Here is a 23270-nt window from a genome sequence, read left to right on the forward strand (position 1 = left end):
GATCCTCGTAGTACGACGCCGGTGTCGGCAGGAACTCGACTGCCCGCCACCGCCCGTCATCGACGACGTCGAGGAAATCTGCTGCGCAAGAACATCTCGATGTCGGAGACGGTGCGCGCGGCGGACAACAAGTTCGTGTTGCTCGATCCGTCCGAACTACCGAAGGAATTGCACTGATGTGATTCACCCCGATCGGGGTGGGGGCGGTGACGGCGTCAGATCATCAGTGCCGCAAGGCCGACGCCACCGACGGTGACCAGAGCCATCACCATCGCGAGGGCGACCGACCCCATCAGCAGGACCGTCGCCAGGGCCGGCACCACGGCGACCACAAGTATCAGGGCGACCCACCACAACACCGCGGGGATCGGGCTCGAACTCCGAAGATCGAAGTCCTGCAACAGCGCTGGTCGAATTTCTCCGGGTAGAGACCCATTCGATCGGAGTTCCATACGCGGCGACCTCCTGCTAGGGGTCAGCTCAGTCTCTCGCACATCGGCGAATTCCGCAGCCCGGTTCCGCAATTACCACCGTGTCCCGTTCCCGGAGCGGGCCGTCAGCGCAGCGGATCGATGCCCATGAGGGTTGCGATCGCGGACGCAATCGGGTTGAGGTCCAACGCATCCGGGGCCCGCTTGGGTGTCGGGTCCCACGGCTGCGGCACCGTCGGGTCGGCGAGGACCGCGCGTTCGGCGTTGCGGACACCGGTGACGCTGCCCTGCGGGACGAGGCACCGCACGTCCGACGAGAAGGGGAAATCGTCACGGGTGTCGTCGAAGTCCGGGTCGCGGCGCTTCATCTCGGCGAGCGTCTCGTGGGTGCTCTCGTAGCCGAGCGTGCACACCGGCGGGTTGCCGGTCTCGAGGATGATGCCGAAGTGGATGGTGCCGTCGCCCGGCGCGACGGCGCGCGCCGCCACCGGCAGCGCCGGCAGCAATTGCAGCGCGGTGCGCAGGTAGGCCTCCCGCCCCGGCGCGAGCGAGGCGATCTGCCGGGTGTTCGACAGCACCTCGGTGAGGTCGGCGCCGCTGTCGCGGACCAGCGCCCCCACCTCGTCGCCGGTGGCGGTGCCGGTGCCGATCAGTCGGCGCACGTCCGGATCGCTCGAACGCAGCTGCGCGGCGAGCGCATCGAGATCGGAACTGAACGAACGGATCGACGACGCCTGGTCCGCCTGACTGTCGAGCACGGTGCGGCCGTCGGAGACCAGGTCCAGGGTCTGCGGCAGCGCGGCGGAGGCCTCACGAGCGAGGTCGGCCAGCGAGTCGACGACGACCCGCAGGTTGTCGCCCTGGCCGTCGAACGCCTTCCCCAGCTCGGTGGCGACGGTGTGCAGGCTGTCGGTCGGGACCGAGCGCGCGAGCGAGTCGACCGACGCGATGAGGTCCTCGACGGGGATCGGGACGGTGGCGTCGCGGATGTCGATCACCGCGCCGTCGGTCAGGTACGGCCCGGAATCCCGGTCGGGCTGCAGGTCCACGTACTGTTCGCCGATCGCCGACCGGTTGGCGACGACGGCCGCCGCGGACGCGGGCACCTCCGGGCCGTCGTCGTCGAGGTGCAGTTCCACCCGGACACCGTCGGCGGTGAGCGTGAGGTCCCCGACCCGGCCCACCGGCACGCCGCGGTAGGTGACCTCGGCGTTGGTGAAGATGCCGCCGGACGACGGCAGGTCGACGAACACGGAGTACCGGCCGAACCCGAGGAGATTGTCGAGGCGGACATACTTGCCGCCCACGAAGACGATGCTCACGACGGCGAGGATCAGGAAGGCCACGATCTGCACCTTCGCCAGCTTCGACACCATGTTCATCGCCGCCGGCCCTCCAAGCTCGCCCCGAAGAGACGCAGAACACGCTACATCTATCCGTTACCCAGGGTCACATCCATGTGATCGGGGTTACAAAGCGGACAAATGTCCGACGCGCGCGCCCTCCTCCCGGCGCCGACCCGCTGACTATGCTGGCTCGGCGACAGGCACCGATCGACGACGGCCGGGAACCATCCGGCGTGCACGGAGGATGGATGAACGCCACGGGGCAGCACCACCGATCCAGCCGGGTCGCGCGGCGCCGGGACCGCCGCAAGAGCGAGATCGTCACAACCGCGATCGGCATCCTGTCCACCCACGGCTACCAGGGGATGAACCTCGAGGACGTCGCGGAACGGACGGACATCGCCAAAGCGACTCTGTACCACTACTTCCGATCCAAGGACGAGCTGGTCGGCGCCGCCCTCGACGTCCTGACCGAGGAGGTCATGACGCGGCTCGCGGAGCGTGCGGCGGAAGTCGACGACCCGTCGCCCACCGCCCTCCTCGGCGCCCTGGTGGACGAGCAGGTGCGCATCCTGACCGAGACCGCCCCCGAGGTCGCGACCGTCTTCTCGTGGCCCCGGCCCTGGCCGCCGGCCATCCAGGACTCGATGAAGTCGATGCGACGCCGGCACGACGGCGTCTTCCGGCAGGTGGTCGAGCGCGGCGTGGCCGTCGGCGAGTTCACGTGCCCCGACGTCGATGTGGCGATGCAGTGCCTCCACGGAATCCTCAACCAGTCGGCGGTGTGGATCCGCCCGGACAGCGAGGACCGGGCCGCGGCGCGCGCCGCGGTCGTCGCGTGCGCGCTGCGACTGTTCGTCTAGCCCGGCCAACTGTTCGTCCGGCCCGGCCGACTGTTCGTCCAGCCCGGCCGTCGCGACTCCCCGACATCGGTGGATGCCCCGTCCCAAAAGTTCGACTCATGGGTCGAACATTCGTTTTCAGGGTCGATCTTCCGTGTTACCGTCCGAGCGGGACGATCACCGCCGTCCCGGGAGACGAGCAGGAGGCGCCGTGGCCTACTTCAAGCGGGAGGGCGATCACGCCTTCCGTCCGACGCAGCACGTCAGCGGCGCCTGGAACGCCGACGAACAGCACATCGCCCCTGCCATCGGCCTGCTGACGCATGTCGTCGAACTCGACCGTGACCGGCGGCGCGACGACGGCCTCGTCATCGCGCGACTGTCCTACGACATCCTCGGCACGCTCCCGATGGACAGCGTCGAGACGTCGGTGACGGTCCTGCGGCCGGGCCGCACGATCGAACTCGTCGAAGCGACTCTCGCGCACGACGGCCGACCGGCCGTGCGGATGCGCGCGTGGCTGATGCGCGAGGGCGACACCGAGGCCCTGGCGGGCTCCGCCTTCCCAAGGATCGCGGCGCCGGAGGAGATGCCGGCGTGGGATCCGACCACCGTCTGGGGTGGCGGGTTCATCGCGACCGCCGACGTCCGCCGGGTCCACACCGAACCGGGACGGGCAGCGTACTGGGTGCGCACGCCCCACGATCTGGTGGAAGGCGAGGCGATCGGCTCGCTCGCGCGGGCGGCCACCCTGTTCGACATCGCCAACGGGATGGCGGCGCGGGCCCGACCTGAGGACGTCGCCTTCCCCAACGTCGATCTGACGGCGCACCTGTTCACCCTGCCCCGCGGCGAATGGGTCGGCTTCGACACGACGGTGTCGTTCGGGCCGACCGGCCTCGGACTCACCAGCAGCGTGATCCACGACCTGCACGGGCCGGTGGGCACCCTCAACCAGATCCTGACCGTCCGCCCCTGAGCACGTCGCCGCCGTAGGATCGCGGCATGAGCGTCCCGACCCTCGCGGACTCGTTCGAATCCCATCGCAGCCACCTGCTGTCGGCGGCGTATCGCCTCACCGGAAGCGTCACCGACGCCGAGGACGCCGTGCAGGACGCGTGGCTGCGCCTCGCCGGTGCCGACACCGACCGGATCGACGACCTGCGGGCGTGGCTGACCACCGTCGTCGGACGCCTCTGCCTCGACCGCCTACGGTCGGCGACGGCCCGGCGGGAGCGCTACGTCGGCCAGTGGCTGCCCGAGCCGATCGTGACGGACCTGACGCCGTCGGCCATGCCCGATCCGCTCGAATCCGTCGTCCGGCAGGGGGAGAACCGCCTGTCCGCGCTGGTCGTGCTGGACACGCTCACCCCGGACCAGCGGGTGGCGTTCGTGCTGCACGACGGCTTCGGGGTGCCGTTCGGCGAGATCGCCGACGTGCTGTCGGTGAGCGTCGCGTCCGCCCGTCAACTCGCGTCCCGGGCCCGACGCGCGGTCGCCGACGCCCCGCCACCGGTGCCGGACGCCGTGCATGCCGAGGCGGTCACGCGTTTGATGACCGCGATGGCCGCCGGCGACCTCGACGCCGTCCTCGCGGCGCTGCATCCGGACGCGATCACCATCGGCGACGCGAACGGCACCACCCGCACGGCCGTCAACGTCATCACCGGTGCCGACCACACCGCCCGGTTCTTCCTCGGGCTCGCACACAGGTACGGCCTCGAGACGTTCCTCGCCGCGACACCGGCGTTGGTCAACGGTCAGCTCGGGTTCGTCAGCCACGGCTCCCCCGGCGACGACACCCACCCGGGCTTCGCGGGGCGCGTCACCGGCTTCACCGTGCGCGACGGCCGGGTGTGGGCGGCCTACGACATCGCGAACCCCGAGAAGCACGGCGGGATCAGGCTTTCCGCGTCTCCTGCGTCGCCGACTCCTCCGTCTCCCACGGCACCCGGCACGCGTCACCGGAGTTGAAACCCTGGTCGTGGATGCCCAGCGCCGAGTTCATCCGGGACCGCATGTTCTCCAGCGCGATCTGGTAGGTCAGTTCCACGACGCCGTCGCGGCCGAACCGGCGTTCGAGGTCGGTCACCTGTTCGTCGGTCGCGGTGGTCGGCGTCTGCGTCATGGCGTCGGCGTACGCGATCGCGGCGCGTTCGTCGTCGCTGTAGAGCGGCGAGGTGTCGTAGTCGGCGATGTGCTGCAACCGGTCGATGTCGAGTCCCTCGAGACGCTGGAGCATGGTGCCGAAGTCGACGCACCACGAGCACCCGACCGTCCACGCGGTCCGGTACACGGCGATGTCGCGGACGTTCGGCGGCAGCACCGTCGACGCCTTCTGCGCACCCATCTCGTGCCGCGCCGAGACCGTGAAGAGCTTGCGGTGGTTGGCCAGGACCGCGAACGGTTCGGGAACCTCACCGAAGCGCCGACCGGCGTACCAGTAGGCGGCCTTCACCAACGGACCGGCCTCCTGCGGTGTCACTGCGTGAATGCGAGCCATGACGTCCTCCTGCTTCCCGGATCTGCGCCGGGCGCCGGTTGCGCCCGTACGTCCTGTGGACGAGGCAGCACCCGAAAACGTGACACGGCCGGGTTCGGCCGGCGGCGTCCCCGCCGCTACGCTGGACAAATGCCCGCAGCGCCCCGTTCCCGCACCGTCTCGCGACTGCGCCCGTTCGCGTCCACGATCTTCGCCGAGATGACGGCACTGGCCACCGAGCACGACGCGATCAACCTGGGCCAGGGCTACCCCGACACCGATGGTCCCGCGTCGATGCTCGAGACCGCGCAACGGGCCATCGCGGACGGCCTCAACCAGTACCCGCCGGGTCCGGGCATGCCGGTGCTGCGGCAGGCGATCGTCGCCGACCGCGCCGCCCGCTACGGCCTCTCGCACGACCCGAACTCGGAGGTCCTGGTCACCGTCGGTGCGACCGAGGCGATCAGCGCGACCATCCTCGGACTCGTCGAACCCGGCGAGGAGGTGGTCCTGATCGAGCCGTACTACGACTCGTACGCCGCCGCCGTCGCGCTGGCCGGCGCGGTCCGCAGGTCCGTGCCACTGGTCCGCGACGGCGACCGGTACACGCTCGACGTCGACGCCCTGCGCGCCGCGATCACCCCGAACACCCGGATGCTGGTGGTCAATTCGCCGCACAACCCCACCGGGACGGTGTTCACCGAGGCCGAGTTGCTGGCCGTCGCCGAACTCGCCTGCGAGCGCGACCTTCTGGTGCTCAGCGACGAGGTGTACGAGCATCTGGTGTTCGACGGCCTCACCCACACGCCGATGGCATCGCTGCCGGGCATGTACGAGCGCACCGTCACAGTGTCGAGCGCCGCGAAGACGTTCAACGTGACCGGCTGGAAGACCGGGTGGGCGCTCGGGCCCGCGGAACTGATCGACGCCGTCCGCGCCGCGAAGCAGTTCATGTCGTTCGTGGCCGGCGGCCCGTTCCAGCCCGCCGTGGCGCACGCCCTCGAGCACGAGCAGGCGTGGGTCACCGCCATGCGCGACGAGTTGCAGGGCCGACGCGACCTGCTCGCGACGGCGCTGCAGGACACCGGGTTCGACGTGTACTCGGGCGGCGGCACGTACTTCCTGTGCGCCGACATCAGCGCGTTCGGCACCCGCGACGGCGTCGAGTTCTGCCGGACGCTGCCGCAACGTGTCGGGGTCGCCGCGGTACCGATCAGCGTTTTCACCGACCATCATGATCAGTGGAATCACTTGGTGCGCTTCGCGTTCTGCAAGCGGGAGGACGTGCTGACGGAGGCGGTGTCGCGACTACGCCGGCTCGAGATGCCGACGTGAGCCTGCCGACGATCCCGGCGGATTTCCTCCGTCGCGCACTGCACCTCGCCGAAACCGCCGGAGCCGACCTGTCCGCGACACTAGCGGCAGTGGGAATCGACGTGGCCTCGCTCGAGGATCCCCGCACGCGACTGACACCGGAGCAGGTCACGGCGTTCACCCAGGCCACGTGGCAGCTCACCGACGACGAACTGTTCGGCATCGGCTCGTCCCCCGTGCCGCGCGGCACGTTCCGACTGATCTGCCTGTCACTGATCCACCGGCCCGACCTCGGCAGCGCCCTGGAACGGATGGCGGACGTGACCCGGGCCCTGCCGGTGCCGCCGATCACGCTCATCCCCGGCGACGAGTCGACCCGGCTCGAGGTGCGCGTCGACGTCCGGGACGCGGTCTCCCCCGAGTTCGTCGACGAGGCCTTCCGGTTGGTCACGGACTTCGAACTGATCCTGCTGCACCGATTCGCGGCCTGGCTGGTGGGCCGACGCGTCAAACTGCGGTCCGTGCTGATCCCCTACCCGCAACCCGACGCGCGGTTCGCGAAGCACTACGACAGCATCTTCGGTGTCCCCGTCACGTTCGGCGCGAGCGTCGCCACCCTCGAATTCGACAACGCGATCCTGCGTGCCCCGCTCATCCAGGACGAGCAGAGTCTCGCCGAGTACCTGCGCGAGTCACCGAATCTTCTTCTCTCCGAACGTGACTACGACAGCACAGCGTCCGCGCAGGTCCGTCGCGTCCTCGAGATGGGGGTACGCGGACGGACCTGCACCGCGGACGAGATCGCGGAGATGCTCTCGATCAGCGTGCCGCACCTGCGCCGACTGCTCCGCCAGGAAGGCACCTCACTCAACAACCTGCGCGAGGAAGTGCTGCGCGACGCCGCCATCGCCGCCCTGAGACGCGGCGAACCCGTCGACGAACTCTCCGCCCGCCTCGGCTTCTCCGAACCCAGCGCCTTCCGCCGCGCCTTCAAGCGGTGGACCGGTTCGACGCCCGGCGCATACCGCTAGCAGGCGGGGGTCGGCGCGCTGGTGGCCCTAGTCGTCCGTGCAGACCGTGTTCTCGGGCGGCAGTTCGCCGTCGAGCAGGTAGGCGGTCGCGATGTCGTCGGCGCAGGAGGAACGGTTCGAGAACGACACCGTGTGCCCGACACCCTCGAGGGTGAGGAGCCGGGCGTTGCCCAGCTGCCGCACGAGTTCCTGGGCGCCCTCGTACGGGGTCGCGTGGTCACCGGTGATGCCGATGACGAGGATCGGGGCATCCGGGGAACCCGAGAACGAGTCGGTGATGTCGTCCCCGCTGTTCGGTAGCGCGGCGCAGGAGAGGTCGACGAAGTCCCGCAGGGTGTCGTCGTTGATCTCGGGGCCGCCCATCACCTCCGGCAGCCCGACCTGTTCGATGTGCTCGACCAGTTGCGGCAGACCCGGATCGTTCGGGAAGGAGTGGCACCGCACGATGTTGCCGTCGAAGCGGACCGCCGCCCCGCCGCCCGTCATCTCCTCGGCGATCGTGTCGACCTGCTCCTGGTCACCGGAGATCGCAGCGCCCACGCTCTCGAGCACCAACTCTCGTCCCGCTGCTCTCTGGTAGAGGGCGGTGGTGAGATACGCGTACAGCGTCTGCCCGGTGACCTCGGTGCCGTCGCTCGCGATCATCGGCTGATCGTCGAAACGAGCCACCGCCTCCACGAGCGCCGATTGGCCGCCGATGGGGCAGGCGGTCGCCTGATACAGGCTGCCGCACCCTTCGAGGAGCGCACTGGTCTCACGGGCGATGGCCGCCGACTGGTTGAAGTCCCCGACCGGACTCGCCCAGTCGCTGGCGGAGGCACTGTCCAGGAGCATGCGCCCCACCCGCTCCGGGAAGAGCGTCGAATAGGTGGCGCCGAGCATCGTGCCGTACGAATAGCCCAGGTAGTGCATCGAGTCGTCGCCCATCAGGGAGCGCAGCAGATCCATGTCGCGGGCGACCTGAGAGGTGCCCATCGACAGCGCGATCGGCTGGTCGACGGCACACATCGCGAGGTTCAGCTCCCGGATGTCGGACACCTCGTCACAGTCCACCGGCGTGCTCCGGCCGATCCCGCGCGGGTCGAAACCGAGCAGGTCGTACCGGTCCAGGATCGATCCGAATCGTTCCACGGTCGGGAGGGCGGTCGCCAGGGCCAGCCCGCTCTCCCCCGGTCCTCCGGGGTTGCTGAGCAGCGTGCCGATCGGCTCGCCGTCGCCGGTCGACGGAATATGCACGGCGGCAAGCTCGATCGTCTCCCGGTTACCGGTGTCGTTCCAGTCGAGTGGGGCCGCGACGGTGGCGCACCGGTAGGTGTCGACCGGGGCGCCGCGAGCCGCGAGTCGCTCGGCTCGGGCGTCGCCGAGACCGAAGTCGTCACCACACGCACTCCACTCGATGGTCTGTGCGTAGATCTCGGGGAAGGCCGCGGCCTGCCTCGCGCTCTCCGATTCGTCGGGCGCCGTCGAGCACCCGCTCACGACCAGTGCCACTGCGGCAGCGGCGAACACCGAACTCCACATCTTGGCTGGATTCGCCACGGGACCCCCTCCGATCGGACTAGCGGAGAGCGTAACCGTTTCGGGCGATTTGCGCGCTTTACGTTTCGGCCCGGACCGCCAGTCCCGCGAACATCGCGGCGAACGCCTCGAGTGAGGCCTCCACCTCGTCGGCACGCCGATCGGCCAACCATCCCAGGATCAGACCGTCGATGGTCGTCGTGACCATCCGGCTGAGGATCGGAATCGGCACGGTCCATTCGATTTCCGCGGTCTCCGCGAGACGCTCGAGGAACATGCCGGTGGACGCGTAGTACTCGCGGTACTGCCATTCCGGGATGTCGCTGCGATCGGGCGTGCGCAATGCACCGACCGTGAGCTCGAAGAACACCAACTGCTTCTCCGGCTGCACGCGCATCGTCTGCCACAACCCGTAGAGCCCCTTGTGGATGGACTCCCGGACGTCGGCGCCCGGCGACAGGCTCGCGACCGCACTCTCGACCATTCCCGCGACCACCTCACGGGTGAGTTCCCGCAGCAACTCCTCCTTCGAGGAGAAGCAGTAGTGGAACACGCTCTGCTGTACGCCGGCCTCGGCGCAGATCGCTCGGGTACTCGCGGCGGCGAGCCCCACCTCGGCCGTGACACGGATCGCGGCGTCGATCAGATCCCTGCGTCGTTGTTCGACCGAAATATATGGCATTGCAACCTTTCCCGACCCTCACTCGCATGTTGTCGGCAGCGTAGTGTCCGTTCACTTCGAGGACCAGAGTTATCTTCATCGAATGTTCCGGCTCGGCTCGGCTCGGTTTTCACCCTTGTGTCCAAGTCGGTCAGTTGACAGACTTCGCTTCCATGCCCGGGCACACGACGGCCGGGTCCGCTGCGAGAGGACGAACATCTATGAAGACGTCTCTGCTGGAGTCAGTGCTCGAATCCGCGGTCCGCACCGCGGCCACGATCGCCGGGTCGCTGCCCTCCCCGATCCAGCGGATCCTCGCCGGCCGCCCGATCCGCGTCGACGGCCAGGAGCTGAACACCGAGATCCAACTGATGCTGCGCATGCTCGCGCTGCTCCCGGACTCCGACTTCGAGGAACTGCCCCTCGCGCAGTCCCGCGCCCAGATCGACATGGAGGCACGGCTGGTCAGTGGACGCCCGATCCCGATGGCGTCGGTCGAGACCATGACGATCCCCACCCCGGCGGGCGCGATCCCCGCGCGCATGTACCGCCCGGAGGGCCTGCCCCCGGCGGCGCCGCTACTGGTCTACTTCCACGGTGGCGGTTTCGTTCTCGGCAGCCTCGACAGTCACGACTCCCTCTGCCGGTTCCTCGCCCGGCACGCCGAGATCGCGGTGCTGGCAGTGGATTACCGGCTGGCACCCGAGCACGAGTTTCCCGCCGCGGCGGACGACGCCGTGGCCGCGTTCCGGTTCGCGGTGCAGAACGCGTCGACGCTCGGCGTCGACCCGGACCGTATCGCGGTGGCCGGCGACAGCGCCGGCGGCAATCTCGCCGCAGTGGTCTCCCAGGTCACCCGCGCCGACGCCACCCCGCCGGCGTTCCAGATGCTGTTCTTCCCGTGGCTGGACATGACGGCCAAGCGGCCGTCCTACGGCCTGTTCAGTGACGGATTCTTCCTCACCGAACCCCAGATGAACTGGTACACAGGCCACTACGTCCCCGACGAGCAGCACCGCACCGATCCTCGCGCGTCGCCGATCCTCGCCACGGACCTCACCGGACTGCCGCCGGCGTACATCGCCGTCTCGGGCTTCGACGTCCTGCGCGACGAGGGTGTCGAGTACGCCGAACGCCTCCGCGCGGCAGGCGTGCCGACAACTCTGCGTGTCCACCGCGGCCTGGTCCACGCCTTCGTCAATCTCACCGGCTACGGTCGCGCCGGCGTCGATGCGCTGCTCGAGGCGGCCGGAGCACTGCGGGTGGGGCTGTCGTTCGCGCCCCGCACCGCAGCGGCGCCGGTCCTCGAGGCCGTGGACGCGGTGGACTGACCGCTCAGGACACGCAGAACTCGTTGCCCTCGGGGTCGGTCATCGTGATCCAGACGTTCGGGCCTTGCTGCCCGCGATGGAGGATCGACGCCCCGGCGGCAACGAGTTCGGCTGCCACCTCCTCGCGACGATCCCCGACGCGGACGTCGAGGTGCAGCCGGTTCTTCACCGACTTGCCCTCCGGGACCTGCTGGAACAGCATCCGCGGGCGTTGCGGCTGTTCGGGATCGCGGATGGCCGCGCCCTCCCGCCACACGAGTACGCCCTCGAACACCAGGGTGTCCGACTCCTGCGCGTGGCCGGCGGCGACGAGACCGCGGATGAACTGCTCGTCGCTGGGCTCGACCTGCCAGCCCAGCGCCCTCGCCCACCACTTGGCCTGCAGGTGCGGGTCCTTCGAATCGACTGTGATCTGAATTTCGTATCCCATGTGCCGACGCTACGTCCGGGGTCCGACAGGATCGGCCACCCGGGCCGATCGTCAGGTCCGCGGTTCCGTCGACTTGTCCCGCTTCCTACGGCGCTTCGGCCGGGGCGGGCTGCCGAGCCTGCCCCTCCGCCGAGTCCGCGAACTCCGGGGTGTCGAACACCTCGCCGCCGAGCGGGTCCGTGGCCCTGGCGGTGTCGTCGAGGGTGACCACACCCGAGTCCGGATCGACGGTGACCGCACCGTTCGGAACCTCGTGCACGGCGATGATCCGGTGCGAGCCGTCGGCCGATCCGGACAGGCCCGGTGGGGACGACGTCAGCCCCGCCAGCGTCGTCGAAACGGTGGGCCGTCGGCCACGGTCCCCGGCCGGCCGGCCCGCACCGCCCGACGAGATCCGGACGTACCGCGGCGTGGCGGCGACCTCGTACCGGAACGCCTTGAGCATCGAGAGGCAAGCCAGGACCAGCACCACCGAGAACGGCACCGCCGTCGCGATCGACGCCGTCTGCAGCACCGTCAGTGACCCGCTGCCGCCGACCAGCAGCAGCACCGCCGCGACCACGCCCTGCAGGACGGTCCAGTACACGCGCGTGACCACCGGTGCCGTGTCACCACCCGTCGACAGGGTGTCGATGACGAGCGAACCCGAGTCGGCCGAGGTCACGAAGAAGAAGATCACGACCACGATCGCGAGGAGGGAGGTCACCGTCGCCAGCGGCATCCCGCCGAGGAGGGTGAACAGGCTCGTGTTGGTGTCGACGACACCGTCCGCGCCGAGCATGTCACCGTCGTTGCGCTGCCGGAGGATGCCGGAGCCGCCGAAGATCGTGAACCACAGCGAGCCGACGAGGGTAGGGGCGAGCAGCACCCCGAAGACGAACTCACGGATGGTGCGGCCCCGGGAGATGCGGGCGATGAACATCCCGACGAACGGCGCCCAACTCATCCACCATCCCCAGTAGAAGATGGTCCAGGCGCCGGCCCACCCGTCCTCCGCGAACGGCGACGTCCGCAACGCCATCTTCGGCAGGGCCTGGACGTAGCCGCCGAGGTTCTGGACCCACGACTGCATGATGAACAGCGTCGGACCCAGCAGCAGTACGAAGACGGCCAGCGCCACGGCGAGCAGCATGTTGATGTTGGACAGCCACTTCAGCCCCTTGGTCACACCGGACACCACCGAGAACGTCGCGAGTGCGGTCACGCCGGCGATCAGGGCGATGATCAGCCAGTTGTCGACATCCACCCACCCCAGGTAGTCGAGGCCCGCGCTGATCTGCTGGATCCCGAACCCGAGTGAGGTCGCCACACCGAACAGGGTGCCCACGATCGCGACCACGTCGATCGCATGCCCGATCGGGCCCTCGATGCGGCGGCGGCCCAGCAGTGGCTCGAGCAGCCACCGCACCGACAGCGGCCGTCCCTTGCGGTAGGTCATGTACGCCAGGCCCAGGCCGACGACGACGTAGATGGCCCACGCGTGCAGGCCCCAGTGGAACAGGGTCAGTTCCATCGCCTGATTCGCGGCGGCGTCGGACGAGCCGTCGAGCCGACCGGCCTCCGGCGGATTCACATAGTGCGAAAGCGGTTCCGCCACACCGTAGAACACGAGCCCGATGCCCATACCGGCACTGAAGAGCATCGCGAACCAGGACAGCATCGAGAACTCGGGTTCCTCGTCGTCACGCCCGAGGCGGATGTTGCCGATCCGGCTGATGCCGCAGTACAGCGCAAACACCACGAATCCGGTCGCGACGAGGATGTACCACCATCCGACGCCGTCGGCGATCACCCGGTTGAGCGATTCGAATGCGCCTTCTGCAGCACCCGAGTACACCACCGCAAACGCGATCATCGCGAAGATCGCGATCGACGCCGGCACGAACACCGGCTTCTTCATCGCACGCCACGCATTGCGCACATTCACTTCTACGAGCTCCCTTTCCGCGCGACCTGCGCGCCGGAATAGGGCTCAGACGGCAGAAGGCACTTGTCCAACGTAGGTGCCTTCGGCCGGATCCACCCGGTTCGAGCGGCGTACCGACCACCCCGAACCGACGATTTCCGCAGGCCGACGCGGCGTAGAGCGCCGATCGTGGCGTGTGCCACCAGGCCCCGAGACGGGACCTGGTGGCAACTGGAGTCGAAGACCGAGCAGTTACGGCCCGGACGAGCCGAGACTTCCGAACAGATGGGCGAGCGAGCCGCTCGACCCACCCGAGACGCTCGAACCCAGGGAGCCGAGAGAGCCCAGCGAGCCCGACGACTCCGGGGTCAGCGCGAAGTCGACATCGTTGACGTCACCGACGCTCAGGTCGACGGTCCGGGTCAGCGGATCGCCCGTGCACCCGGCCTCCGGCAGCACCTCCACCACGTATCCGGCCTGGGCGGGCTTGTACTGGAAGAAGTACCAGCCGTTGGGGTTCGTGGCGGTCGTCGCAACGACGGCGTTCGTGTTGTCCCGCAGGTTGACGGTGACGTTGTTCGTCGGATCGCCCGCGTCGACGGGACACCCGGTGACGAATCCGAAGATGCTGAACACCTTCACCATCTGGAGGCTGAGACCGGTCACGGGATTGCCACTGGTGGTGTCCGCGGCCACGGACTGCGGTACGGAACCGCACCCGGCCGGCGGGTACAGGTTCACCCGATAGTTTCCGGGCGAAATGCCGTTGAACGTGAACACCCCGCCGGGGCCGGTGGTCACGGACGCCACGCCCGCATCGGTCACAGCATCGCGGAGTTCCACCCATGCCCCCACCGGGTTTCCGTCCGAGGCGCACGTGTTCGTCATCGTCCCCGAGATCACCGGAAAGGGATCGGAGTTTGCAATTCCCGGCAGGCCGAGAATTCCGAGCATCATCCCCGCGAACAGTGTTACTGCAGCTAGAAGCCTTCGTTTCACGTCACACTCCCTCAGGTTTCACGGACATTTACCGAGAGAGATGGTAAGCACACATTTTCGCAGGACTCGCCGTATTTCAATCCATCCGGCGTCGTTTATGACCTTTGTTCACATACATTCTTTATCGTCACACAATTGCAACACTGCAATATCATCACAAGTAATTCGCCGGAAATGCGCCGCTGCAAAGTTCCGCATCGGCGCGGGGCGCGCCACCCCCGAAGGGTGGACGCGCCCCCGGTCGACTGCAGCCGAAATCAGTTGCGGCGAGCGGCAACCGCGCCTGCGAGACGATCGAGCGTCGCCGCGGTGGTGTCCCAGTCGATGCACGCATCGGTGATGGACTGACCGTAGGTGAGCTCGTCGGCCTGCCCGAGGGTCAGATCCTGACGCCCGGCCTCGATGAAGCTCTCGAGCATGATGCCGACGATGCCCTTCTCGCCGGCCTCGATGCGCTCGGCGATATCGGTGACCACGTCGACCTGCTTGTTGTGGTCCTTGCGGCTGTTGCCGTGGCTCGCATCGACCACGACCCGCTCCGGCAGACCCGACTTACGCAGTCGCGCAAGGGTATCGGCGACCGTCTCGGCATCGTAATTGGGGCCGTCGGTGCCGCCACGCAGGATCACGTGGCAGTCCGGATTGCCGACCGTGTGGATCAGCGCCGCCTGGCCCTCGAGATCGGTGCCGGGGAACACGTGGCTCGCGGCCGCCGCGCGGGTGCCGTCGACCGCGACCTGGACGTCGCCCTCGGTGGAGTTCTTGATGCCGACCGGCATCGACAGCGCACTGCACAGCTGACGGTGCACCTGGCTGGCCGCGGTCCGGGCACCGATCGCTCCGTAGGTCACCAGATCCGCGATGTACTGCGGGATGATCGGATCGAGGAACTCGCAGCCCACGGGCAGGCCGAGGCGGGAGATGTCGAGCAGCAGCTTGCGACCCATCCGCAGACCGGTGTTGATGTCGTAGGTGCCGTCGAGGTGCGGATCGTTGAGCAGACCCTTCCAGCCCAGCGTCGTACGCGGCTTCTCGAAGTAGACGCGCATGACGATCTGCAGGTCGTCCCGCAGTTCCTCGGCCTTCGCGGCCAGTCGACGGGCGTAGTCCATCGCGGCCTCGGGATCGTGCACCGAGCACGGGCCGACCACGACGACGAGACGGTCGTCATCGCCGTTGAGGATGTTCACGGTGTCGGCGCGGCCCGAACGGACGGTGGCCGCGGCCACCTCGTCGGGAGTGTGCTCGCCGCGCACGACGGACGGCGCCACCAGCGGGCTGATACTGACGGTGCGCTGATCGTCGAGGCGCTGGTCGTTTGCAATAACGGTCATGGGGTTCGGTTTCCTGTTCTCAGGCCGACCCTCGAAGACTGAAGAATCCCAGTGAGCCGGTCTGTCATCCGGCTCTAGGGTGGATTGTCAGCGCGTGGTTACGCCGACCGACCCACCCGGGGCCGGTCTGCTAAACCAGAAATAGGTTGCTGACACGTCTGCCAGGGTAGCCGGTCCCCTCGCGCCACACACCACCACCCCGCCGAACGAGACGACGATCACAGCGCGAGAAGGACGCTTGACACGCTAACTAACTAGATTAACGTGTCCCGCGTCACACCGATGAGCTCGTCGATCGTTTGCTTCACCGGTCCGGCCACTCGGACAGCGGACCGGCCCTGTGCGCGAAAGAAGGTTCTGAATGACACGATCGCCCCTAACCCGCGTCGGCAGCGTGTTCACCGCACTGGCCGCGGCGACAGTACTGGTGGCCGGCTGCGCCGGCGGATCGGGTGCGGCGACCGACGCGTCCGAGGTCGCGACCGGGATCGTCGGCGAGCAGCCCGACGGCGGCGATCCGACATCGGGAGGCACGCTGTCCTACGCCACGTACAACGGCGTGAGCAGCCTGGACCCGGCCGACCGGCAGGACGGCGGCGCCACCGGCGGCAGCGAGATGGCTGCGATCTACGACGTGTTGATGCGGTACGACCCGGAGTCGAAGGAGTACTCGCCGCAACTGGCGCAATCGCTGACGGCCAACGAGGACAACACCGTGTGGACGTTGACGCTGCGAGACGGGGCCAAGTTCAGCGACGGCACTCCGGTGGACGCGGCGGCCGTGCAGTGGAGCATCGACCGGTATCTGGGGAAGAAGGGCACCCACGCCCAGGTGTGGACAGCCACCGTCGGCGAAGTCCGGTCTCCGGATCCGTCCACCGTGGTGTTCACCCTGAAGCAGCCGTGGAACGAATTCCCGATCCTGTTCACCACCGGCCCCGGAATGATCGTGGCGCCGTCGTCGATGGCGAGCGGCAAGTTCACCGCGGTCGGCGCCGGCCCGTTCACGGTCGAGAAGTTCGCCTCCCAGGACGAACTGGTGCTCGCGGCGAATCCGGGCTACTGGGACGGGAAGCCGCACCTGGACAAGCTGCGCTTCCCCGCCATCGTCAGTGAGCAGGCGAAGCTCGACGCCCTGCACACCGGCGGAGTCCAGGCCGCCTACCTGCGCAACGCCGAGGTCGTCCACAACGCACTCGAGGCCGGCGACGTCGGTTACGTCTACACCGTCAGCATGGGCGGGGTCGGCAACATCAATCAGCGTGAGGGCCGCGCCGCGTCCGACGAACGGGTCCGCAAGGCGATCGTCGCCGCGTTCGATCCGAACACGTTCAACGAGCGTGTCGAGGGCGGGTTCGGCATGCCGAGCAGCGACATGTTCCAGCCCTGGTCGCAGTGGCACGGTGACGTGGCCGGCTCCGGCTACGACCCCGAGACGGCGAAGAAGTTGCTGGCCGAGGCCAAGGCCGACGGCTACGACGGCAGGCTCACGTACGTCGGGCTCAACGACGCCGCCGCGAAATCGAGCGGGCTCGCTTTCCAGTCGATGCTGCAGGCCGTCGGGTTCACCGTCGACATCGTCAACGCCACGAGCATCAACGACCTGGTCAAGACGATGTACGCGCTGCACGACTACGACATCGGCTACGCCGGGTTCAATATCCTCGACGAATCCCCGTTCGTCCGGATGTACGGCAACCTCTACAGCGAGTCGACGTCGAACGTGCTCGGCTACCGCAATCCCGAGATGGACGCCCTGCTCGGCAAGCTGCAGACCGCACCGAACGACGCCGACCGTCTCGCGGTCCTCGAGGACGTCCAGACCCTCGTGAACGAGACGAACCCGATGCTGGTCGTCAACGCCGGCAAGTACTTCATCCCGTGGAGCAAGAACACTCACGGCATCACCCCGAGTGCGGACGGCATCATGCTCTTCGGAAAGGCCTGGCTCACTTCCGATTCCGACTCGTAGCCCCCTTCACAGTCGCCGATCGGGCGGTCCCCTACCGGGACCGCCCGATCGGCGTCTCTCCAAGGCCTATGCTGGAAGGGCAGCTGGTTCGCCGGGTGCGGTCGTGAGGAGCCCCGAAGACCGTCACTCGACGTCGAAGCACCCGTGGTCGTGAGACCGCCGGGTGTGAGAGGGAACCCGGTGGAAATCCGGGACTGTCCCGCAGCGGTGAGTGGGAACGACCGCCGTCATTCGCACTGGACCGAGAGGTCTGGGAAGCGACGGCCAGTAGATTCGCGCAGGTCTCGCACCCGCCCGAGCGCCCACGAGTCCGAAGACCTGCCGACTGTGTCGGGCACGCCGTGCCCGACGGTCCACCGCCTCGAGGAGAAGGCGAGTAGATCGACTCGGAACTTCGTGCTGTCCACCGGCGGACGCACCAGGGCTCGGTCTGTTCTCGTCTACCGGCGGTGACCATCCACGCTGTGAGCAACTGGAGAACACCGTGACATTCGCTTTCACCGCAACCGTTCTGGGGTCCCCGCGTATCGGGCCCCGGCGCGAACTGAAGAAGTCCGTCGAGTCCTATTGGGCCGGGAACCTCGACGCCTCCGCTCTCGGGTCCGTCGCGCGGGATCTGCGTCGACAGACCTGGACCGAGCTGGTCGACGCCGGCATGGATTCCGTTCCGGTCAATGTCTTCTCGTACTACGACCAGATGCTCGACACCGCCGTCATGCTCGGCGCGCTACCGGCGCGGGTCACGGGGATCGACGACGAACTGGACCGTTACTTCGCGGCGGCCCGCGGCACCGCCGAGGTGACGCCGCTCGAGATGACGAAGTGGTTCGACACCAACTACCACTATCTGGTCCCGGAGATCACCGCGGAGACCACCTTCACCCTCGACGCCTCGAAGGTGCTCGGCGAGGTGGACGAGGCCCTGGCGCAGGGCATTCCGGCACGGCCGGTCGTGATCGGTCCGGTCACGTTCCTGCTGCTGTCCAAGTTCGACGGTGGCTCGCCGCTGGACCGCCTCGACGAGATCGTGCCGTTGTACGCCGATCTGCTGGCACGCCTCGCGGACGCCGGCGTCGAGTGGGTGCAGATCGACGAGCCCGCCCTGGTCGCGGACCGCACCGACGCCGAACTCACTGCAGCGGGGGCGGTCTACGACCGGTTGTCGGCGCTCGACCGGCGTCCGGCGATCTTGCTGGCGTCCTACTTCGGCGACCTGGGTCCGGCGCTGCCGGTGCTCGCCGAGACCGGGGTCGAGGGGCTGGCCGTCGACCTGGTCGCGGGCTCGCTGGGGTCCGTCCTCACGACGCCCGGCCTCGAGCGCAAACACATCGTCGCCGGTGTGGTGGACGGCCGCAACATCTGGCGCAATGATCTCGACGGCTCACTCGATGCGCTCGAAACCCTACGTGAGCGTGCCGGGTCGGTGGCCGTCTCGACATCGTGCTCGCTGCTGCACGTCCCCTACACCCTCGACGGCGAGGACGGCCTCGATCGTGCACTGCGGTCGTGGCTGGCGTTCGGTGCCGAAAAGATCCGGGAAGTGGGCACTCTCGCGACCGCGGTGCGCGCCGGACGGGACGCGGTGGCCGAGGATCTGGCCGACGCCCGCGCCGCCGCAGCCACTCGCGGCGCCGACCCGCGCCTGCACGACGACGCGATCCGCGACCGGCTCGCCGCCCTCACCGAGGCGGATCGTCGCCGCAGCCCCGCCGCCGAGCGACGCACCGCCCAGTCCGCGGTGCTGCCGCTGCCTCCGTTGCCGACCACCACGATCGGTTCCTACCCCCAGACGACCGCTATCCGGGTGGCCCGAGCCGCGCTGCGCACGGGTGAGATCGATCAGGCCGAGTACGTACGGCGGATGCGGGCCGAGATCGCCGACGTCGTCGCGCTGCAGGAGGCTCTGGGCCTGGACGTGCTGGTGCACGGCGAGCCCGAACGCAACGACATGGTGCAGTACTTCGCCGAGCAGCTCGACGGCTTCTCCGCCACCGCGAACGGGTGGGTGCAGTCGTACGGCAGCCGCTGCGTGCGCCCGCCGATCCTGTTCGGCGACGTGCGGCGACGCCGTCCGATGACCGTCGACTGGTTCGCCTACGCGCAGTCGCTCTCGGACAGGCCCGTCAAGGGCATGCTCACCGGCCCGGTGACGATCCTCGCGTGGTCGTTCGTGCGCGACGATCAGCCGCTCGCTGAATCCGCCGACCAGATCGCACTCGCGATCCGGGACGAAACGGTCGATCTCGAGGCTGCCGGTGCGAAAGTGATCCAGGTGGACGAGCCCGCGCTACGCGAACTGCTACCGCTGCGCGCCGCCGACCAGCCCGACTACCTGGACTGGGCCGTGGGCGCGTTCCGGCTGTCGACGTCGGGTATCGCCGACACCACCGCGATCCACACCCACTTGTGCTACTCCGAGTTCGGTGAGGTGATCGGGGCGATCGCCGGCCTCGACGCCGACGTCACGTCGATCGAGGCGGCCCGCTCGCACATGGAGGTGCTCGACGACCTCAATGCGGTCGGGTTCGATCTGGGTGTCGGTCCGGGTGTGTACGACATCCACTCGCCGCGCGTTCCGTCGGTCGACGAGATCGCAGGCTCGCTGCGGTCCGCGCTGAAGGCAGTTCCCGCCGAACGACTCTGGGTCAACCCGGACTGTGGCCTCAAGACCCGCGGCACGGCCGAGGTCGAGGCGTCACTGCGCAACCTCGTCGAGGCGGCCCGGATGGTGCGCGCCGAAATCTAGGTAGCGCGCTCAGTCCCGAGTGAGTCCGGCCCGACGCCGGGTGGCCTCGGTGATCGCGGACCAATCCTGGTCGGCCTGCCCGTGGGCGAGTGCATCGAGGAACAGATCCTCGAGAACGCTCCCGAAGGGCAGGCCGACACTGGCGTCGTGTGCCTGCGACAGGGCGAGTCGGACGTCCTTGAGGCCCAGCGGAAGCCGGAATCCGGTGGGTTCGTAGTGGCGCTGGGCGATCATCTTGCCGTAGCCGCCGTAGACCCCGCCCGGAAACAGGCTGTCGTTCATGATCTCCATGAGCAACTCGGGCGAGCCGCCGACCTTCTCCGCCACCGTCGTCGCCTCGGCCATCGACTGGATCGCAGTGGCGATCAGGTAGTTGCCGAGGATCTTCACGACGTTGGCCTGCTTCGGATCGTCACCGATCCGCCACGTCCGTCGTCCGATGGTCTCGAGCAGCGGAGCCACCACGTCGACTGCGGAGGATTCACCCGCAGCGAGCACCGTCAGAGCGCCGGCCTCCGCTACCTCCGCCCGGCCGAACACCGGCGCCGCGACATAGCGGATCCCCCTCTCCCCCAGCACCGATTCGGCCTCCGCTGCCATTCCAGGGCTGACGGTGGCCAGGTTGACATGTACCGAACCGGGCTGCGCGGCCTGCAACGACGGCGCCCCGAGCACCGCGTCAGCGAATGCCCGGTCGTCGGCGAGCGCACTGAACACCACCGGCAGGTGGACCGCATCGGTCACGAACTCCACCTCCGTGGCACCACACTCGACCACGGACTCGGCCTTACCTGGACTACGGTTCCATACCTTCAGGTCGTGACCGGCGCGGGCCAGATTGCGCGCCATCGGGCGGCCCATCGTGCCCATGCCCAGAAATCCGATGTCCACGGCTGACTCCTCGCGATCGAAGGAACGGTCACGGCTCGATCCACTGTAACCCCCGATTCTGCAACGACGCCCGTGCAGAAGTTGTCCCGCGGATATCATCGATACGCACATGCAGCCGCTCTCACCTACCTCGGTTTCGGGCGAAAGGTGCATCCGATGAGGAACATTCGGTCGATTCGAGCAGCACTGATCGCCGCCGTGGTTGCCGTACCACTGCTCGCCGGGCTCAGCCCCGCAGCGGCGGATCCCGTCGTGACGCCCTTTCAGATCCCACGCGTATGGCGCACCGGACTGTTCACCGGCTGCACCGTTCTGTGCGCAGACTCGCCGTACGCCACGACCGGGAAGCAGCCGGGAGTGGTGGAATTCTCCGCGCCGTATCCGTACCCCGGACCGAGCGTCTACCGGGTGCAGTGGAACAACCTCAGCACCGGGTCCGCAGGCGTCGCCGCAGTCGGCGGCAGCGGACCCACCGCGGTGCTGACCGGGCCCGGCGTGGTGACCGCGTCCTTCACCGCCGGCAACGAATACTTCGGAGCCAACGGCATCTTCTACGTCCCCTGATACCCGACACGGCGCCGAACCCGGGCGAGACCGGAATTCAAGACGCCGGCGGATACGGCAATCGACTGCTGAAATCGACGTCCACACGCACCGGGCGTCCGATCTGAGGGAACGCACGCTGTGCGCAGTCGGTGCGCTCGCAGATCTTGCAGCCCGCACCGATAGGCACCGGGGACATCTGCTCGTCCAGGCGCAGCCCGCGCGAATAGACGAGCCGGTCGGCGTGGGTGATGTCGCAACCGAGGCCGACAGCGAAGCTCCGCTCCGACGTGCCGTACGGGTGGGCGCCAGCGTCGGTGGTTCTCGCGATCCACAGATAGGTGCGGCCGTCGGGCATCTGCGCCACCTGGGTGAGGATCCGCCCCGGCGTGCTGAAAGCGTCGTGGACAACCCAGAGCGGGCAGCTACCGCCGACCCGCGAGAAGTGGAACGCCGTGGCGGACTGTCGCTTCGAGATGTTCCCGGCACGGTCGGTGCGGACGAAGAAGAACGGCACCCCACGGCGAGCGGGCCGCTGCATCGTCGACAGCCTGTGGCAGACCGTCTCGAAACCCACCTCGAACTGCAACGCGAGCATCTCGATGTCGTAGTGGAGAGACTCCGCAGCGTCGAGGAACTGTGTGTACGGCAGCAACAATGCGCCCGCGAAGTAGTTCGCGAGACCGATCTTCGCGAGCTCTCGCGCATTGTCACTCAGGCCGGTCGCAGCCTCGAGCTGTCGATCGATCACCGCCGATTGGGTGAGAAACGCCAACTGCGTGGCGATCTGGAACGCGCGCTGTCCGGGTGACAGGTGGCGCGACAGGGTGAGTATGCGGTTCGTCGCGTCGTACACACGCTTGGGCCCGGGACGGTCCGGCGGGTCGGTGCGCAAGCGGACGACGATGTCGTGCTCGGAACCGAGAAGCCCTGTCAGCTGCGTGTCGAGTGAGCCGATACGCAAACCGCTCTCGACGAAGAGCCGCTCGGCGGCGTCGTCGAGCTCTGCAATGTGATTGTGCCTGTCGTAGAAGAAGTCTCGCACTTCCTCGAACGGCATCGGCACGGCAGACTCGACCCCCGCATCGGACGGGGCGGCGAGATGGGCGCTGTACTGCTCGAGTTGCTCGGTCGCCGCGAGCAGCCGACGATGGACGTTCACCAACGCGTGGCCGATCTCCGGCATACGTGCGACGAACTCCTCGACCACGGACGGACTCGCCGACGACGACCCCAGCGCCGTCAGCACGTCCTGCAGGTCGGCGGCAAGGCGTGCATCCGACTCGGCAGCGAAGAAGTGCACGTCCAGATCGAACATGGCATTGAGCTTGAGCAGGACGGGCACGGTCAACGGCCGCTGATCATTCTCGAGCTGGTTCACGTAACTCGCCGACAGGTCGAGGATGCGCGCGAGCGCGAGCTGTGTCAGACCGCGTTCCTCGCGGAGCCGGCGCAATCGCGGACCGCCATAGATCTTCTGCACCTTCGTGCCC

At 68.0% G+C, this 23270-nt stretch carries 20 protein-coding genes and 1 riboswitch; of the genes, 9 read left to right on the forward strand and 11 right to left on the reverse strand.

Going from position 1 to position 23270, the window contains the following annotated elements:
- Nucleotides 1-215: 215 nt before the first annotated feature.
- Together IJ15_RS26605 and IJ15_RS0100395 are read right to left on the reverse strand one after the other, a co-directional pair.
- Nucleotides 216-359, reverse strand: a complete 144-nt coding sequence (locus tag IJ15_RS26605) for a hypothetical protein (protein WP_231569374.1) — start codon at nucleotides 357-359, stop codon at nucleotides 216-218.
- Nucleotides 360-556: 197 nt separating this feature from the next.
- Nucleotides 557-1807 carry an MCE family protein gene (locus IJ15_RS0100395; protein ID WP_031936373.1) on the reverse strand — a complete coding sequence of 417 codons (1251 nt, stop codon included), beginning with the start codon at nucleotides 1805-1807 and terminating at the stop codon, nucleotides 557-559.
- Between the two features lie 218 nt (nucleotides 1808-2025).
- Here IJ15_RS0100395 and IJ15_RS0100400 point away from each other — a divergent pair, with 218 nt between their 5' ends.
- From IJ15_RS0100400 to IJ15_RS0100410, 3 genes are all read left to right on the forward strand, one after another.
- Nucleotides 2026-2640: a TetR/AcrR family transcriptional regulator gene (locus IJ15_RS0100400; protein ID WP_031936374.1), complete on the forward strand. Its 615-nt coding sequence runs from the start codon at nucleotides 2026-2028 to the stop codon at nucleotides 2638-2640.
- Between the two features lie 190 nt (nucleotides 2641-2830).
- Complete coding sequence (locus IJ15_RS0100405) at nucleotides 2831-3598, forward strand: thioesterase family protein (RefSeq protein WP_031936375.1); 768 nt, start codon at nucleotides 2831-2833, stop codon at nucleotides 3596-3598.
- A 26-nt stretch (nucleotides 3599-3624) separates the two neighbouring features.
- Entirely contained in the window at nucleotides 3625-4593 is a 969-nt protein-coding gene (locus IJ15_RS0100410) for a sigma-70 family RNA polymerase sigma factor (protein ID WP_031936376.1), read from the forward strand.
- Here IJ15_RS0100410 and IJ15_RS0100415 read toward each other — a convergent pair.
- A complete protein-coding gene (locus IJ15_RS0100415) occupies nucleotides 4520-5122 on the reverse strand; it encodes a carboxymuconolactone decarboxylase family protein (protein WP_031936377.1) in 603 nt (200 codons plus the stop codon). The two genes, IJ15_RS0100410 and IJ15_RS0100415, sit on opposite strands and share 74 nt — an antisense overlap.
- Before the next feature lie 129 nt (nucleotides 5123-5251).
- Between IJ15_RS0100415 and IJ15_RS0100420 the strand changes: the two genes are divergently transcribed.
- Nucleotides 5252-6436 carry a pyridoxal phosphate-dependent aminotransferase gene (locus IJ15_RS0100420; RefSeq protein ID WP_031936378.1) on the forward strand — a complete coding sequence of 395 codons (1185 nt, stop codon included), beginning with the start codon at nucleotides 5252-5254 and terminating at the stop codon, nucleotides 6434-6436.
- Complete coding sequence (locus IJ15_RS0100425; RefSeq protein WP_031936379.1) at nucleotides 6433-7446, forward strand: AraC family transcriptional regulator; 1014 nt, start codon at nucleotides 6433-6435, stop codon at nucleotides 7444-7446. The genes IJ15_RS0100420 and IJ15_RS0100425 overlap by 4 nt, the downstream gene beginning before the upstream one ends.
- A 27-nt stretch (nucleotides 7447-7473) precedes the next feature.
- Here IJ15_RS0100425 and IJ15_RS0100430 read toward each other — a convergent pair whose 3' ends face one another.
- Together IJ15_RS0100430 and IJ15_RS0100435 are read right to left on the reverse strand one after the other, a co-directional pair.
- Nucleotides 7474-8985, reverse strand: coding sequence for an alpha/beta hydrolase (locus tag IJ15_RS0100430; RefSeq protein WP_197059703.1), 1512 nt, complete (start codon nucleotides 8983-8985; stop codon nucleotides 7474-7476).
- Nucleotides 8986-9043: 58 nt separating this feature from the next.
- On the reverse strand, nucleotides 9044-9646 hold the full coding sequence (locus IJ15_RS0100435; RefSeq protein ID WP_031936381.1) for a TetR/AcrR family transcriptional regulator: 603 nt from the start codon (nucleotides 9644-9646) through the stop codon (nucleotides 9044-9046).
- Between the two features lie 200 nt (nucleotides 9647-9846).
- Between IJ15_RS0100435 and IJ15_RS0100440 the strand changes: the two genes are divergently transcribed.
- Nucleotides 9847-10956, forward strand: a complete 1110-nt coding sequence (locus IJ15_RS0100440; RefSeq protein WP_031936382.1) for an alpha/beta hydrolase — start codon at nucleotides 9847-9849, stop codon at nucleotides 10954-10956.
- Between the two features lie 4 nt (nucleotides 10957-10960).
- Here IJ15_RS0100440 and IJ15_RS0100445 read toward each other — a convergent pair whose 3' ends face one another.
- The 4 genes from IJ15_RS0100445 to IJ15_RS0100460 form a co-directional block, all read right to left on the reverse strand.
- Nucleotides 10961-11386 carry a VOC family protein gene (locus tag IJ15_RS0100445; protein WP_031936383.1) on the reverse strand — a complete coding sequence of 142 codons (426 nt, stop codon included), beginning with the start codon at nucleotides 11384-11386 and terminating at the stop codon, nucleotides 10961-10963.
- Nucleotides 11387-11471: 85 nt separating this feature from the next.
- The gene (locus IJ15_RS0100450; protein WP_031936384.1) at nucleotides 11472-13286 is read right to left on the reverse strand and encodes a BCCT family transporter; all 1815 of its coding nucleotides are present in this window, start codon (nucleotides 13284-13286) and stop codon (nucleotides 11472-11474) included.
- A 258-nt stretch (nucleotides 13287-13544) separates the two neighbouring features.
- Nucleotides 13545-14249 carry a hypothetical protein gene (locus IJ15_RS0100455; RefSeq protein ID WP_051918419.1) on the reverse strand — a complete coding sequence of 235 codons (705 nt, stop codon included), beginning with the start codon at nucleotides 14247-14249 and terminating at the stop codon, nucleotides 13545-13547.
- Between the two features lie 299 nt (nucleotides 14250-14548).
- The gene (locus tag IJ15_RS0100460; RefSeq protein ID WP_031936386.1) at nucleotides 14549-15625 is read right to left on the reverse strand and encodes a 3-deoxy-7-phosphoheptulonate synthase; all 1077 of its coding nucleotides are present in this window, start codon (nucleotides 15623-15625) and stop codon (nucleotides 14549-14551) included.
- Nucleotides 15626-15986: 361 nt separating this feature from the next.
- Between IJ15_RS0100460 and IJ15_RS0100465 the strand changes: the two genes are divergently transcribed.
- Together IJ15_RS0100465 and metE are read left to right on the forward strand one after the other, a co-directional pair.
- On the forward strand, nucleotides 15987-17597 hold the full coding sequence (locus IJ15_RS0100465) for an ABC transporter substrate-binding protein (RefSeq protein ID WP_031936387.1): 1611 nt from the start codon (nucleotides 15987-15989) through the stop codon (nucleotides 17595-17597).
- Between the two features lie 123 nt (nucleotides 17598-17720).
- Nucleotides 17721-17937, forward strand: a riboswitch (cobalamin riboswitch).
- 144 nt (nucleotides 17938-18081) lie between these two features.
- Nucleotides 18082-20343 (forward strand): 5-methyltetrahydropteroyltriglutamate--homocysteine S-methyltransferase, encoded by a 2262-nt coding sequence (gene metE, locus IJ15_RS0100470; protein ID WP_031936388.1) that lies wholly within the window; start codon nucleotides 18082-18084, stop codon nucleotides 20341-20343.
- Between the two features lie 9 nt (nucleotides 20344-20352).
- On the opposite strand, the gene IJ15_RS0100475 is transcribed toward metE, so the two are convergent.
- Nucleotides 20353-21234: an NAD(P)-dependent oxidoreductase gene (locus tag IJ15_RS0100475; RefSeq protein WP_031936389.1), complete on the reverse strand. Its 882-nt coding sequence runs from the start codon at nucleotides 21232-21234 to the stop codon at nucleotides 20353-20355.
- A gap of 156 nt (nucleotides 21235-21390) precedes the next feature.
- Here IJ15_RS0100475 and IJ15_RS0100480 point away from each other — a divergent pair, with 156 nt between their 5' ends.
- Nucleotides 21391-21798, forward strand: coding sequence for a hypothetical protein (locus IJ15_RS0100480; RefSeq protein ID WP_156111979.1), 408 nt, complete (start codon nucleotides 21391-21393; stop codon nucleotides 21796-21798).
- Between the two features lie 37 nt (nucleotides 21799-21835).
- Here IJ15_RS0100480 and IJ15_RS0100485 read toward each other — a convergent pair whose 3' ends face one another.
- A complete protein-coding gene (locus tag IJ15_RS0100485; protein ID WP_031936391.1) occupies nucleotides 21836-23260 on the reverse strand; it encodes a short-chain fatty acyl-CoA regulator family protein in 1425 nt (474 codons plus the stop codon).
- Between the last annotated feature and the right edge of the window lie 10 nt (nucleotides 23261-23270).

Source organism: Prescottella defluvii (genome assembly GCF_000738775.1).
Taxonomy (GTDB): Bacteria; Actinomycetota; Actinomycetes; order Mycobacteriales; family Mycobacteriaceae; genus Prescottella; species Prescottella defluvii.

Excerpts from the sequence above, each read along its gene's own strand:
- IJ15_RS0100440 (WP_031936382.1), top strand. The coding sequence starts at position 9,847 with ATGAAGACGTCTCTGCTGGAGTCAGTGCTCGAATCCGCGGTCCGCACC.
- IJ15_RS0100445 (WP_031936383.1), bottom strand. The coding sequence starts at position 11,386 with ATGGGATACGAAATTCAGATCACAGTCGATTCGAAGGACCCGCACCTG.
- IJ15_RS0100455 (WP_051918419.1), bottom strand. The coding sequence starts at position 14,249 with ATGATGCTCGGAATTCTCGGCCTGCCGGGAATTGCAAACTCCGATCCC.
- IJ15_RS0100415 (WP_031936377.1), bottom strand. The coding sequence starts at position 5,122 with ATGGCTCGCATTCACGCAGTGACACCGCAGGAGGCCGGTCCGTTGGTG.
- IJ15_RS0100400 (WP_031936374.1), top strand. The coding sequence starts at position 2,026 with ATGAACGCCACGGGGCAGCACCACCGATCCAGCCGGGTCGCGCGGCGC.
- IJ15_RS0100410 (WP_031936376.1), top strand. The coding sequence starts at position 3,625 with ATGAGCGTCCCGACCCTCGCGGACTCGTTCGAATCCCATCGCAGCCAC.
- IJ15_RS0100450 (WP_031936384.1), bottom strand. The coding sequence starts at position 13,286 with ATGAAGAAGCCGGTGTTCGTGCCGGCGTCGATCGCGATCTTCGCGATG.
- IJ15_RS0100420 (WP_031936378.1), top strand. The coding sequence starts at position 5,252 with ATGCCCGCAGCGCCCCGTTCCCGCACCGTCTCGCGACTGCGCCCGTTC.
- IJ15_RS0100460 (WP_031936386.1), bottom strand. The coding sequence starts at position 15,625 with ATGACCGTTATTGCAAACGACCAGCGCCTCGACGATCAGCGCACCGTC.
- IJ15_RS0100465 (WP_031936387.1), top strand. The coding sequence starts at position 15,987 with ATGACACGATCGCCCCTAACCCGCGTCGGCAGCGTGTTCACCGCACTG.
- IJ15_RS0100395 (WP_031936373.1), bottom strand. The coding sequence starts at position 1,807 with ATGGTGTCGAAGCTGGCGAAGGTGCAGATCGTGGCCTTCCTGATCCTC.
- IJ15_RS0100480 (WP_156111979.1), top strand. The coding sequence starts at position 21,391 with ATGAGGAACATTCGGTCGATTCGAGCAGCACTGATCGCCGCCGTGGTT.
- IJ15_RS0100435 (WP_031936381.1), bottom strand. The coding sequence starts at position 9,646 with ATGCCATATATTTCGGTCGAACAACGACGCAGGGATCTGATCGACGCC.